The sequence below is a fragment of the Burkholderia perseverans genome (assembly GCF_022870505.1).
Taxonomy (GTDB): domain Bacteria; phylum Pseudomonadota; class Gammaproteobacteria; order Burkholderiales; family Burkholderiaceae; genus Burkholderia; species Burkholderia plantarii.
Window position 1 is genome coordinate 3,737,120 of record NZ_CP045094.1, and the last position, 12,745, is coordinate 3,749,864.

Consider the following 12,745-nt stretch of genomic DNA (forward strand, 5'->3'; position numbering starts at 1 on the left):
CACGGCCGCCTCACCCGGCGCCGCAGCCGCGCGCCGGCAATGTTTCGGCCGGGTTCGCGCACGCCGCGACGCGCACGAGCCCGGCATCACGCCGTCAGAACGCGTCGTCGGGCGCGGTGCGCGCGCCGCGCGGCACGAAGCGGCCCGCGCGCGCGCCGGTGGACGCGCCGCCGCGATACGACAGCACGCCGTTGACCCACACCGCCTCGATGCCGCGCGCCGGCTGCTGCGGGCGCTCGAACGACGCGACGTCGATCACCGTGTCGGGATCGAACAGCACCAGATCGGCGTGGTAGCCGACGTGGACCTCGCCGCGCTGTTCGAGCCCGAAGCGGCGCGCCGTCAGCGAACTCATCTTGCGCACCGCCTCGGCGAGCGGCAGCAGCTGCTGGTCGCGCGCGTAATGGCCGAGCACGCGCGGGAACGCGCCCCAGAGCCGCGGATGCGGCAGCGGATCGTTCGGCAGGCCGTCCGAGCCGACCATGGTGGCCGGATGCGAGAGGATCCGGCACACGTCGTCCTCGGACATGTTGTGATAGACGGCGCCGGCCGGCTGCAGCCGGCGCGCCGCGTCCTGCTCGCTCACGCCCCATTCGGCCGCGATCGCGGCGATGGTCTTGCCGGCCATCTCGGGATGCGGCTCGGACCAGGTGATGGTGATCACGATGTCGCCCGTCACCTGCTTCAGGTCGAGCGTCGACGAACTGCGGCTGTACGGGTAGCAGTCGCAGCCCACCGGCTGCCGCGCGCGCGCGCGTTCGAGCGAGGCCAGCACCTCGGCGCTGCGCCCCCAGTTCGACGGCCCCGCGCATTTCAGGTGCGAGATCACCACCGGCACGCGCGCGTGGCGGCCCACGCGGTAGGCCTCCTCCATCGCGTCGAGGATCGCGTCGAACTCGGTGCGCATGTGCGTGGTGTAGAGCGCGCCGGCGCGCGCGAGCGGCTCGGCGAGCGCCATCACCTCCTCCACCGGCGCCGCGAACGCGGAGCCGTAGGCGAGCCCCGAACTCAAACCGAGCGCGCCATGCGCGAGCGCCTCCTCGAGCTGCGCGCGCATCGCGGCGATCTCGTCGGCGCTGGCCGCGCGGTCGAGCCGGTCCATCTGGTTGTTGCGCAGCGCCGTGTGGCCGACCAGCGCCGCGACGTTGACGGCCGGCTGCGCCGCGTCGACGGCCTCGACATACGACGCGAAGCTCGGATAGCAAAACGCGTCGCGCTCGCCGAGCAGGTTCATCGGATCGGGCGGATCGCCGCGCAGCGAAACCGGCGCGGCGCTGATCCCGCAGTTGCCGACCACCACCGTGGTCACGCCCTGCGAGATCTTCGGCAGCATCTGCGGCGCGCGGATCACGTGCGTGTCGTCATGGGTGTGGACGTCGATGAAGCCGGGCGCGAGCGCGAGGCCGTTCGCCTCGATCACGTCCTCGGCGAGCCAGTTCGACAGGTTGCCGATCGCGACGATGCGCCCGTCGCGGATCGCGACGTCGCGCGGCACGGGCGGCGCGCCGGTGCCGTCGTAGAGCTGCGCGTCGACGATCAGCGTATCGGCGGCTTCGGGATGGGAGTGCATGTCAGTCTCCGAGGGGTTGTCGGTCGCCGCCGCCGCGGTGCAGGTCGAGCGCGTGCTTCATGCGGCGCAGCGTCTCGCGGCACCCGTCGCCGAGCCGCAGCGCGACCTCGGTGACGAGCACGTCGAGCGCCATCATCATCGCGTAGCGCGAGGTGGACGGCTTGAAGATGAAATCGGTCTCGAACGCGACCACCGGGATCAGGTCGTCGGCCAGCTTCGCGAGCGGCGAGGCCGGCGCCGTCAGCGCGATCACGCGCGCGCCGTAGCGCTTGGCGAGCGCGCAGCTGTCGAGCAACTCGGGGACCCGCCCGGTGACCGACAACGCGACGACGACACATTCCTCCGTCATCGTACTGGCCACCATCCGCTGCAGCAGCGCGTCCTGATAGCTCGCGACCGGGCGGCCGAAGCGCACCAGCCGGAAGCGCAGCTCGTCGGCGAGCGCGGTCGAGCCGCCGCCCTGACCGTACACGTAGATCATCCGCGCGCCGGCCAGCGCGGCCGCGGCCGCGTCGAACGCGGTTTGTCGCAACAGCGCATGATGATGTTCGAGCGTGACGCGCACCTCGTCGTAGACGCGCGTGGCGCTGGCCGGCTCGTCGGCCCGGCCGGCCGGGCCGGCGGCAGGCGCGAGAAAGCGCCGGCCCACCGCGGCCGCCTGCGCGAGCCGCAGCTTGAGTTCGCGCACGTCGCGGCAGCCCACCGCCTTCGCGAAACGCGTGACGGTGGCGATACTGACGTCGGCCTGCGCGGCGATCTCGCCGATGCTCGCATGCGCGGCGCCGGCCAGGTCGTCGAGGATGCGTGCCGCCACCTTGCGCTCGGCGTCGCGCAGCGCGGGCGCGCATTCGGCGATCCGCGCGACGATGTCGAACGCGAGCTGGCCCGTGGCCGGCGCGGGCTGGGGCGTCCTCTCTTCGAGCGCGTCGGGCGCGGCGGCAGGCATCGGGGCGGATCGGGTCACGGCGGGTCGGGCGGGATGGGGCATCTGTTAGTAAATAACATTACCGGGCGGATGCTACTTTCTGTACTATCCTGCCGTCAACTTCGATTCAAACAGGACGAGCAACGGAGCACTCGAAGATGAAAGTTACAAACTATCAGGAAGCGGCGATCCAGCCGCTCGGCAAGGGACTCGGCCGCGTGCCGAGCGCGAGCGTGCCGCTGTCGGACGCCGCGCGACTGGAATGGAACCTGCTCGACGAGGACGTCAGCCTGCCCGCGGCGGTGCTGTACGCGGACCGCGTCGAGCACAACCTGAAGTGGATGCAGGCGTTCGTCGCCGAATACGGCGTGAAGCTGGCGCCGCACGGCAAGACCACCATGGCGCCGCAGCTGTTCCGCCGCCAGATCGAGACGGGCGCCTGGGGCATCACGCTCGCCACCGCCCACCAGACGCGCGCCGCCTACCAGGGCGGGGTGCGCCGCGTGCTGCTTGCCAACCAGCTGGTCGGCAAGCACAACATGGCGATCGTGGCCGAGTTGCTGTCGGACCCCGAGTTCGAGTTCTTCTGCCTCGTCGATTCGGCCGACAACGTCGATCAGCTCGGCCGCTACTTCGCGGCCGTCAACCGTCCGCTGCAGGTGCTGCTCGAACTCGGCGTGCCGGGCGGGCGCACCGGCGTGCGCGACGCACGGCAGCGCGACGCCGTGCTGGACGCGATCGCACGCCACGCCGACACGATCCGGCTCGCCGGCATCGAGATCTACGAAGGGGTGTTGAAGGACGAGGCGGGGGTGCGCGCGTTCCTGAGGGACGCGGTCGCGCTCGCGCGCGAGTTCGCGGCCAAGGGCCGTTTCACGCGTAGCCCGGCCGTGCTGTCGGGCGCCGGCTCGGCCTGGTACGACGTGGTCGCCGACGAGTTCGCGCAGGTCGCCGCCGACGGCGCCGTCGAGGTGGTGCTGCGCCCGGGTTGCTACCTGACGCACGACGTCGGCGTCTATCGCCGCGCACAGGACGAGATCCTCGCGCGCAACCCGGTGGCCAAACGCATGGGCGAGGCGCTCAAGCCCGCGCTGCAGCTGTGGGCCTACGTGCAGTCGATTCCCGAGCCGGACCGCGCGATCATCACGCTCGGCAAGCGCGACGCCGCGTTCGACGCCGGCTATCCGGAGCCGGCGCGCCACTTCCGCCCCGGCAGCGGCACCGCGCCGCGCGAGGTCACGCCGGCCGACGGCTGGGAAGTGACGGGGATGATGGACCAGCATGCCTACCTGAAGATCGCCGTCGGCGCCGACGTGAAGGTCGGCGACATGATCGCGTTCGACATCTCGCATCCGTGCCTGACGTTCGACAAGTGGCGGCAGATCCTCGTGGTCGACGCGGACTACCGCGTGACCGAGGTGATCGAGACGTTCTTCTGAGGTTCCGAGGTCGCGCGGGCCGGCGTCGCCGGCGCTACCGGAGCCTCTTCCGGAGCGCCACGCGCCGGCCGCCCCGGCGCGCGCCGGCAACATCGCGCCCCGGGCGCATCCGGCGCCTCGCAGGGTCCGGCGCACCACGCCGAAGGCCCGCTCCGGGCCGCGCCGCGCGCGCCCGGCCGTCATGGTATCGAACCGCCGCGAGGCGTACACTGCCCGCTCCCGTCTTCAACCCGCGGAGCACACGATGGCAGCCAAGCAGATCCTCTTTCTCACCGGCGATTTCGCCGAAGACTACGAAACGATGGTGCCGTTCCAGGCGCTGCAGGCGATCGGCCATACCGTGCATGCGGTCTGCCCGGGCAAGTGCGCCGGCGACAAGGTGAAGACGGCGATCCACGACTTCGAGGGCGACCAGACCTATACCGAGAAGCCCGGCCACCAGTTCACGCTGAACGCGAGCTTCGACGAGGTCGAGGCGTCGCGCTACGACGCGCTGATGATCGCGGGCGGCCGCGCGCCGGAATATCTGCGCCTGAATCCGAAGGTAATCGCGCTGGTGCGCGCGTTCGTCGACGCGAACAAGCCGGTGGCCGCGGTCTGCCACGGCGCGCAACTGCTCGCGGCGGCCGAGGTGATCCGCGGCAAGCGGATCTCGGCCTACCCGGCCTGCGCGCCCGAAGTGCGGCTGGCCGGCGGCGAATACGCGGAGATCCCGGTGGACGCGGCCGTCACCGACGCGCCGTTCGTCACGGCGCCCGCCTGGCCCGCGCATCCGGCCTGGATCGCACAGTTCCTGACGCTGCTCGGCACGCGCATCGAGCTGTAAACAGCGGCGCGACACGGCGCGCCAACCTCACACCCAGGCGAGATCCGCACCGCCAGCCGTCGCCGCTCGTCCCCTGTCATCCCGGTCGCGCCGCGCATGCGGTGCTGCGCCGGTGGTGGGCGCAACGGACACCGGCTTGAAACGGCCGGCGATTCGAGCGGCTTTTCCATGACCCAAGCGGATCAAGCCAAGCGGATCGAGCGGCTCAGGCCGCCGAGCGGCGCCCGCGCGCCGATTCGCCGATTTGCGCCGGCGCCGCGCCGAACTCGGCGATGCGCGCCTCGAGCAGCGCGAGCGCGCCCGACAGCGCGCTCAGCGCGTCGTCGGGCAGCGCCGACATCGTCTCGTCGAGAAACGCGACGCGGCGCGGCATGCATTCGTCGAACGCCTCGCGCCCGGCGGCGGTCAGCGTCACGTTGGTCACGCGGTTGTCGCGCGGATCGGAGGCGCGCGCGATCCAGCCGAGCGCCTCGAGCGATTTCAGCTGCCGCGTGAGCGCGCCGGGATCGGTGCGCACCAGCTCGACGAGCCGCTTCTGCGAGGCGGTGCCGCGCTCGTTGTGCAGCGCGAGCAGAATCCGCCAGCGCGGCATCGGCTGGCCGACGTGCGCCTCGAACGCGGCGAGGAACGCGCGATAGGTCCGGCCGAACTGCTGAAGGACCGCGACGTGGTCTTGAGCTTCCATGATTCAGAACAATGACGAGTGAATGCCGCGGATGCGCCTCGCGAGCGGATTGACGCGAGCGAGCGCCACGCGGGTGAACGCCGGCCGCGCCGCTCACTCGGCGACGACGGTCGGCTCGATCTTGCCGCGCAGCCGGATCGGCGGCACGCGGCAACTCTGCCAGATGGCCAGCACCGCCACCACCGCGCCGATCCCGATGCCGAGGTGGATCGCCGCGACCAGCGATGCGCGCGCGGCCTCGAGCAGCTGCGCGCCGGGGTGGCCCTGCTGCACCAGCTCGGCGACGACGCGCGTCTGCGCGGCGCGATCGATCAGGATCTGCGGATCGGCGAGCTGCGCGAACCAGCGCTGCGCATGCTCGGCGCCGAGCGCGTCGCGCACCCCGCCCGCGTAGGTCTGGTTGACCAGCGTGCCGGTCAGCGCGGTGCCGATCATACCGCCAACCATACGCAGCGATTGCAACAGCGCGGTGGCGATGCCCAGATGCCCGCGCCCGGCCGTCTGCTGCGCGAACACGGTGAGGTTCGGCAGCACGAAGCCGAGCCCGATGCCGCCCGCCACCATGATCACGAGCAGCAGCCACCGCGGCGTGAGATGCGAGGACAGCGCGATGCCGAAGCAGGCCAGCGCGAGCAGCGCGAAGCCGGCGGGCAGCATCGCGTTCGGGCTCGGAATCCGCGTGACGATGCGGCCGTTCACGATGCTGCCGATCGTGACGAACACCACCAGCGGCGTGATCACCACGCCGGCCGCCTTCGGCGACATCCCGAAACCGCCCTGGAACAGCAGCGGCGCGAAGAACAGCAGCGAGAACATCGAGAAGCCGGCCAGGATCGCGAGCCAGAACAGCATCGACAGCGAGCGGTTGCGGAACAGGTCGGCCGGCAGCAGCGCGTGTTCGGTGCGCTTCTCCCAGCGCCAGAGCGCCACGCCGGCCAGCGCCGCGAGCGCCAGCAGCGCGGCCGGCCAGCCGAGGAAGCCGCGCTGCGGCAGCCATTCGACGAACAGCTGGAACGCGCCGAGCGCGAGCGCGATCAGCAGCGCGCCGGGCCAGTCGAGCCGCATCCTGCCGGCCTGCGGGGCATGGCGCAGGTGCGGCAGGTAGCGGATCACGAAATACAGCGACAGCAGCCCGAACGGCAGGTTCACGTAGAACACCGAGCGCCAGCCCCAGAACTGCGTCAGGAACCCGCCGAGCGACGGCCCGATCGCGTTCGCGATGCCGAACGCGGTGCTCATCAGCACCTGCCAGCGCAGCCGCACCACCGAATCGGGAAACAGGTCGGGCACGCAGGCGAACGCGGTGCCCACCAGCATCCCGCCGCCGACGCCCTGCAGCACGCGCGCGATCACGAGAAAGCGCATGCTGTTGGCCATCCCGCACAGCACCGAGGCGGCCGTGAACACCACGATCGAGGCGATCACGAACGGCTTGCGGCCGTAATGGTCGCCGAGCCGGCCGAAGATCGGCACGGTGATCACCGATGACAGCAGGTATGAGGTGGCGACCCAGGCGTACAGATCGAAGCCGCGCAGCTCGGCCACGATGGTCGGCAGCGCGGTGCCGACCACGGTCTGGTCGAAAGCCACGAGCATGGTGACGAACGAGACGCCGAGCATCGCGAGCAGCGATTCGCGAAACGGCAGGACTTGCCCACTCGAATGGTGGGCGGCGGTATGGACGGCCATCTTTTGCTCACACAACGTTTGACGTGTCAACGATTCGAAATGATAGCATGCGCAGGATGCGGCAAGCTTGATGTCGCACCGCTCGCCAATCTCACGGGAGGGATATGGAACCGAATTTCGACGCCGCCGGCGCCCGCTCGTCCGGGCTGTCGCCCGCCGCTTCCCTGGCGCCCGCCGATCTCGACACGCTGCGGCGCGCCCGGACCGCGCTCGAGAGCCCGTCGCTGACGATGAAGCTCACCAGCGTGGTGGGCGCGCCGGTCGAGAAGATGATCGCGAAGCTGCCCGGCTTCGCGACCGACAAGATCAACGACGCCACCGAGATCGCGCTGCGCAAGTGCCTGCAGCTGGCGCTGCGCACGCTCGGCAAGCCGGGCGCCGAGCACGTGCCCGACAAGCCGAGCAACTTCCTGCACAAGCTCGCGGTGGCCACCACCGGCGCGGCCGGCGGCGCGTTCGGCCTGTTCGCGCTGCCGGTCGAGCTGCCGGTCACGACCACGCTGATGTTCCGCTCGATCTGCGACATCGCGCGCAGCGAGGGCGAGGACCTGACCACGGTGGACACGCAGCTGCAGTGCCTCGCCGTGCTCGGCATGGGCGGCGGCTTCGCGAACGCGGGCACGGCCGCCGGCAACGGTGACAAGGGTGGCGCAGATCAGGCGGAGGCCGAGCGCGACGCCGATTTCGGCTATTTCGTGCTGCGCGGCGCGCTCGCGCAGGCGGTCTCGAAGGCTTCGTCGGAGATGGCGTCGAAGGGTTTCGCCACGCACGGCTCGGCCGCGCTGCTGCGCTTCGTGCAGGCGATCGCGTCGCGCTTCTCGGCGCAGGTCACCGAGCAGATCGCCGCGAAGTCGATCCCGGCGCTCGGCGCGGTGCTGGGCGCCACCGTCAACACGCTGTTCATCGATCACTTCCAGCAGGCCGCGCACGCCCACTTCGCGATCCGGCGGCTCGAACGCCGCTATGGCCAGGCGGCCGTCGAGGCCGCCTACCGGACGCTCTCGACCTAAGCCACCACTAAGCCACCACTAAGCCGCCACCGGCTGCGCCGGCCGCTCGACCAGCCGGCGCCCGAACGCGGCCGCCTGGTCTAGCGCGCGGCTCGCCTCGGGCATGAACGGCACGGCCATCTGCCAGACGTGCGGCATGCCGGGCCAGACCTGCAGTTCGGTATCGACGCCGGCCGCCCGCGCGCGCTCGGCGAAGCGGCGCGAATCGTCGAGCAGCACCTCGGTGCTGCCGACCTGGATCAGCAGCGGCGGCAGCCCGGCCGGATCGGCATAGAGCGGCGACAGGTACGGCTCGGTGGGACTGGCGCCGCCGATGTACAGGCGCGCGGCCCGGCCCAGCGCCGCGCCGGAGAACATCGGGTCGAGGCCGTCGTTGCTGCGCAGCGTGTCGCCCGTCGCGGCCAGATCGGTCCACGGCGAGAACAGCAGCGCCCCGGCCGGCAGCGGCGCGCCGCGATCGCGCAGTGCGACCAGCAGCGCCAGCGCGAGGCCGCCGCCCGCCGAATCGCCGCCGATCAGGATCGAACCCGGATCGACGCCGGCTTCCAGCAGCGCGGCATAGGCGGCCAGCGCGTCGTCGTGCGCGGCCGGGAACGGATGCTCGGGCGCGAGCCGGTAATCGACCGAGAACGAGCGCGCGCCGAGCTTGCGGCTCAGCGCGAACACCAGCGGACGATGCGTGGCCGGCGAGCAGAAGTAATAGCCGCCGCCGTGGAAATACAGCAGCGTCGGCACCGCGCGGCCGTCGGCCGGCTCGAGCCATTCACCGCGCGGCGCGCCGTCGGTACCCGCGCCGCCGTGTCCGTCGATGTCACCCGCGCCGCCCTGCTCGCGCAGCCGCCAGCCGGCGGGCGGGCGCGTGGGCAGCACGCGCCGGCGCGCCGCCAGTACGCGCGTGCCCGCCACGTCGATCACGGGCGACAGCGTCTTCGGACGGATCTGCCGGCGCAGCAGCCAGCAGGCGAAGGTGGATTGCCAGCTCATCGATCCTCCTGCGGACCTCGAAACGAACGGTTCGGAAACCGGGCGCCGGCCGCGCGGCCCGCTGCCCGGCATGGATGGCGCGTGCCGCGTGCCTCAGTTGGCCGGTTCGACCTGGCCGCGAATCTCGCCGGACGGATGTTCCCTGGTATGGATGTTGAAATACCACTTGCCCGCCATCAGCTCGGTCACCTGATGATCGTCGAGCGTCGCCGAACCCTTGATCGGGCTCGCCAGCGCATCCTTCGCGATCGGCACCTGGATCGCCGCGTTCTGCCCGACGGGCGCGGGGCCGTGGAAGTGCGCGGCGGTTGCGGGGCCGGTCAGGCCGCCGTAGGTGACGGTCCAGACCAGCGTGTGGGTGGCCGTGTCGAACGTCGCGTTCAGCACGCCGGAGCCGCGCGTCGCCGTCGGCGGCACCTCGCTCGACGGCTGCAGGTTCGCGACCAGCTTCGCCGTCTCGGCATGCGCCGCCGCGCAGACCAGCGCGCCGGCCAGCAGACCCGTCTTCACGATACGCAGGATTCCCATGACACCTCCTTGTGCGGTTGGATCGCCCGCCGGCGGGCGCGCCGCGCTCCCCGGCTGATGCGATGGTAGACGATCGGGACGGCCCGCGCGCATCGCGACGCGGCGCGCGGCGAAAATGCGGCGGCGGTAATGGCGTCGGCCGCTTCCAGTGCGACGGCGTCAGCGGACACGGCATCCGGTCGCACGCCACACGCCCGGGCCGGGCATCGGCGCGCGCGGCGGCACTTCACAACAAAATCTCGCTGCGATGCCTCGATATCGGCACCGCCCCCAATCGCCGGCAACGCCGCCGCGACCGGCACCGGTCCCGCGCGGCGTTTCGCGCCGCCTCCCGGCCCACCGGCGCGCCCTCCGAGGATCCGGGACACGCCGTCGCGCGACACCGCAAGCTCAGCGTTACGCGCGATTACGCGCCATCCGCCCGGTTTGCGCCGGCCTCCGGCCCAAACGCAGGTCCCGCCTCGCTGGCGCGCCCGCCTGTCCCGGCTCGCGCGGCACGGCATTTCTTACCGTCGTAACGCAGCGTAGTGACGGAACGGGATCGGTCCACGCCAGATTTTTTACATTTGCGCCACAATGGCCGCCCGACCGACAGCCCGAGGAACCAACCAGTGCCGGTTCGCACGACACGCCCACGTTTTCCGGTGCCGCGCCTGCCGCGCGCGGCGGTCCTGTCCGCCCTGCTCGGCGCGGCTGCCCTGGCCGCGGCGCCGGCCGCCGACGCCCAGGAGTTCTCGCTGTTCGCCGGCCCGCTCTACGGCGCCGGCACGCACTCGATGGGCTGGGCCTTCGACTATCAGGAAGGACTCGGCAAATACGCCGCCGCCGGCTTCACCTGGTACAACGAAGGCCATCTGCCGAGCCACCACCGCGACGGCCAGTCGGTGCAGCTCTGGGGCCGCCTGCCGCTCGACCGGCGCCGCTTCGTGCTGTCGGCCGGCGTCGGCCCCTACCGCTACTTCGACACCGAGGCGGCCGCCCAGGGGCGCGGCTACTCGAACACGCACGGCTGGGGCGTGCTGATGAGCGTGCGCGCGGCCTACTACACCTCGCATCGCTGGATCCTGCAGTTGCAGGCGAACCGCGTCCACACCTTCAGCGGCCCGGACACCACCTCGGTGATGTTCGGCATCGGCTACCAGCTCGACGCGCCGGACACGCCCGGCCCGCGCGACTACGCGGCCGGCCGCCTCGATCGCGTGACGCACAACGAGGTGACCGGAATGGTCGGCGAGACGATCCTGAACAGCCGCACCTCGCCGAGCTCGCTCGGCGCCAGCGTCGAATACCGGCGCGGCATCGCGAAGTACGTGGACTGGACCGCCACCTACCTGTACGAAGGCTCGAAGCGCCAGACCCGCCGCAACGGCGTGGCTTCCGAGCTGTGGCTCACGCGCGCGTTCCTCGACGACAAGATCACGCTGGCCGCCGGCGCCGGCATGTACGTCGCCGTCGACCAGCGCAATATCCACGGCAGCGATACCGGCGACGGCCGGCTGTCCGGCATCGTCTCGATTTCGGCCAGCTACCGCCTCGGCCGGCGCTGGCTCACGCGCCTGACCTGGAACCGCGTGGTCACCCGCTACGATCGCGACACCGACGTGATCCAGGCCGGCCTCGGCTACCGCTTCTGACGCGGCGGGCGGGGGCGCCACCACGGCGCTGGCGGCCCCGCCCGTGCTCGTAACCGTCGCAATCCTCACGCCCCCCGGCGCTCCCCGCGCCGCACACGGAGGCCGGCTCGATTGCGGGGCGCGGCGCTCCCGTGAGAGCATCCCCGCCCATGACACCGATCTTCCTCCAGCATGCGGACGCGCTCGCGCGCCACTCGTACTACGAAGCCACCGCCACGCGCCCGGCCGCCGACGATCCCGTGCTCGACGGCCCGCTCGACGCCGACGTCTGCGTGATCGGCGCCGGCTTCTCGGGGCTCTCGGTCGCGCTCGACTGCCGCGCGGCGGGGCTCTCGGTGGTCGTGCTCGATGCCTGGCGGCCCGGCTGGGGCGCCTCGGGCCGCAACGGCGGGCAGGTGATCGGCGGCTTCGCGAAGGACGCCGAGATCGCGCGCCAGCTCGGCGAGCACGGCGCGCGCGCCGCCTGGAAGCTGTCGCTCGACGGCGTCGAACTGATCGCCGAGCGCATCGCGCGCCACGGCATCGATTGCGATTTCACGCGCGGCTACCTGACGCTCGCCACCAAGCCACGCCGGGTTCCCGAACTGCGCGCCTGGATGGACAGCGCGACGCGGCACTGGGGCCACCCGTCGCTGAGCTGGCTCGACACCGACGCGATCCGCGCGCGCGTGGCCTCGCGCCTCTACCTGGCGGGCGTCCACGATCCGCTGTCGGGCCATCTGCATCCGCTGCGCTACTGCCTCGGGCTCGCCGCCGCCGCGCGCCGCGAGGGCGCGATGCTGTTCTCGCATTCCGCGGTGACCGAGGTCGTGCGCGGCGAGCGTCCGCGGGTACGCACGCGCTCGGGCGAGGTGCGCTGCAGCTTCGTGGTGTCGTGCGTGAACGCCGGCCCGGGCGGCTTCCTGCCCGCGCCGATCGAGGCGCGCATCGCGCCGGTGCCGTCCTACCTCATCGCGACCGAGCCGCTCGGCCGGGCACGCGCCGACGCGCTGATCGCGCGGCGCGAGGCGGCTTGCGACAACAACGTGTTCCTCGACTATTTCCGGCTCTCGGCCGATCACCGGATGCTGTTCGGCGGCCGCGCCAGCTCGGCGGGCGCGGCACCGGCCGAACTGTCGGCCGCGATCCGCCGGCGCATGCTCGACGTGTTCCCGCAGCTGGCCGACGCGCGCATCGACTACGCCTGGGGCGGTTTCGTCGACGTCACGCGCAACCGCGCGCCCGACTTCGGCGCACTCGATCCGAACTACTTCTACCTGCAGGGCTACAGCGGCCACGGCGTGGCGCTGGCCGGCATCGCCGGGCGCGCGGTGGCGCGCGCGATCGCGGGCGAGCGCGCGATGCTCGCACCGTTCATGCGGCTGCGGCACCGGCGCTTCCCGGGCGGGCCGGCCTGGCGGCAGCCGGCGCTCGAACTCGGGATGCGCTACCACCAGCTCCTCGAACGCTTCTGAA

11 protein-coding genes are annotated in these 12,745 nt (G+C 71.7%); 5 read left to right on the forward strand and 6 right to left on the reverse strand.

Translation table 11 applies throughout. From position 1 onward, the window contains the following. Positions 1-94: 94 nt before the first annotated feature. Entirely contained in the window at positions 95-1,570 is a 1,476-nt protein-coding gene (locus tag BpN12_RS31180) for an N-acyl-D-amino-acid deacylase family protein (protein WP_246795966.1), read from the reverse strand. A gap of 1 nt (position 1,571) precedes the next feature. Continuing rightward, on the reverse strand, positions 1,572-2,516 hold the full coding sequence (locus BpN12_RS31185; RefSeq protein WP_246798052.1) for a MurR/RpiR family transcriptional regulator: 945 nt from the start codon (positions 2,514-2,516) through the stop codon (positions 1,572-1,574). Positions 2,517-2,653: 137 nt separating this feature from the next. Between BpN12_RS31185 and BpN12_RS31190 the strand changes: the two genes are divergently transcribed. Together BpN12_RS31190 and BpN12_RS31195 are read left to right on the forward strand one after the other, a co-directional pair. Next, the gene (locus BpN12_RS31190; protein ID WP_246795967.1) at positions 2,654-3,934 is read left to right on the forward strand and encodes an amino acid deaminase; all 1,281 of its coding nucleotides are present in this window, start codon (positions 2,654-2,656) and stop codon (positions 3,932-3,934) included. 244 nt (positions 3,935-4,178) lie between these two features. Further along, a complete protein-coding gene (locus BpN12_RS31195; RefSeq protein WP_246795968.1) occupies positions 4,179-4,760 on the forward strand; it encodes a DJ-1/PfpI family protein in 582 nt (193 codons plus the stop codon). Positions 4,761-4,965: 205 nt separating this feature from the next. Here BpN12_RS31195 and BpN12_RS31200 read toward each other — a convergent pair whose 3' ends face one another. Then, a complete protein-coding gene (locus BpN12_RS31200; RefSeq protein ID WP_246795969.1) occupies positions 4,966-5,445 on the reverse strand; it encodes a MarR family winged helix-turn-helix transcriptional regulator in 480 nt (159 codons plus the stop codon). 93 nt (positions 5,446-5,538) lie between these two features. Continuing rightward, positions 5,539-7,134, reverse strand: a complete 1,596-nt coding sequence (locus BpN12_RS31205) for an MFS transporter (RefSeq protein WP_246795970.1) — start codon at positions 7,132-7,134, stop codon at positions 5,539-5,541. Positions 7,135-7,238: 104 nt separating this feature from the next. On the opposite strand from BpN12_RS31205, the gene BpN12_RS31210 reads away from it, so the two are divergent. Further along, complete coding sequence (locus BpN12_RS31210; protein WP_246795971.1) at positions 7,239-8,144, forward strand: EcsC family protein; 906 nt, start codon at positions 7,239-7,241, stop codon at positions 8,142-8,144. Between the two features lie 18 nt (positions 8,145-8,162). On the opposite strand, the gene BpN12_RS31215 is transcribed toward BpN12_RS31210, so the two are convergent. Both BpN12_RS31215 and BpN12_RS31220 read right to left on the reverse strand, forming a co-directional pair. Then, complete coding sequence (locus tag BpN12_RS31215) at positions 8,163-9,128, reverse strand: alpha/beta hydrolase fold domain-containing protein (RefSeq protein WP_246795972.1); 966 nt, start codon at positions 9,126-9,128, stop codon at positions 8,163-8,165. Between the two features lie 93 nt (positions 9,129-9,221). Continuing rightward, positions 9,222-9,656, reverse strand: coding sequence for a CHRD domain-containing protein (locus tag BpN12_RS31220; RefSeq protein WP_246795973.1), 435 nt, complete (start codon positions 9,654-9,656; stop codon positions 9,222-9,224). A 611-nt stretch (positions 9,657-10,267) separates the two neighbouring features. Between BpN12_RS31220 and BpN12_RS31225 the strand changes: the two genes are divergently transcribed. Both BpN12_RS31225 and BpN12_RS31230 read left to right on the forward strand, forming a co-directional pair. Further along, positions 10,268-11,290, forward strand: a complete 1,023-nt coding sequence (locus BpN12_RS31225) for a hypothetical protein (RefSeq protein ID WP_425306337.1) — start codon at positions 10,268-10,270, stop codon at positions 11,288-11,290. Positions 11,291-11,439: 149 nt separating this feature from the next. Further along, positions 11,440-12,744 carry an NAD(P)/FAD-dependent oxidoreductase gene (locus BpN12_RS31230; RefSeq protein WP_246795974.1) on the forward strand — a complete coding sequence of 435 codons (1,305 nt, stop codon included), beginning with the start codon at positions 11,440-11,442 and terminating at the stop codon, positions 12,742-12,744. Position 12,745 lies beyond the last annotated feature (1 nt).

Bases quoted from the DNA above. Each gene is read 5' to 3' on its own strand.
- BpN12_RS31180 (WP_246795966.1), bottom strand. From the start codon at position 1,570: ATGCACTCCCATCCCGAAGCCGCCGATACGCTGATCGTCGACGCGCAG.
- BpN12_RS31185 (WP_246798052.1), bottom strand. From the start codon at position 2,516: ATGCCTGCCGCCGCGCCCGACGCGCTCGAAGAGAGGACGCCCCAGCCC.
- BpN12_RS31190 (WP_246795967.1), top strand. From the start codon at position 2,654: ATGAAAGTTACAAACTATCAGGAAGCGGCGATCCAGCCGCTCGGCAAG.
- BpN12_RS31195 (WP_246795968.1), top strand. From the start codon at position 4,179: ATGGCAGCCAAGCAGATCCTCTTTCTCACCGGCGATTTCGCCGAAGAC.
- BpN12_RS31200 (WP_246795969.1), bottom strand. From the start codon at position 5,445: ATGGAAGCTCAAGACCACGTCGCGGTCCTTCAGCAGTTCGGCCGGACC.
- BpN12_RS31205 (WP_246795970.1), bottom strand. From the start codon at position 7,134: ATGGCCGTCCATACCGCCGCCCACCATTCGAGTGGGCAAGTCCTGCCG.
- BpN12_RS31210 (WP_246795971.1), top strand. From the start codon at position 7,239: ATGGAACCGAATTTCGACGCCGCCGGCGCCCGCTCGTCCGGGCTGTCG.
- BpN12_RS31215 (WP_246795972.1), bottom strand. From the start codon at position 9,128: ATGAGCTGGCAATCCACCTTCGCCTGCTGGCTGCTGCGCCGGCAGATC.
- BpN12_RS31220 (WP_246795973.1), bottom strand. From the start codon at position 9,656: ATGGGAATCCTGCGTATCGTGAAGACGGGTCTGCTGGCCGGCGCGCTG.
- BpN12_RS31230 (WP_246795974.1), top strand. From the start codon at position 11,440: ATGACACCGATCTTCCTCCAGCATGCGGACGCGCTCGCGCGCCACTCG.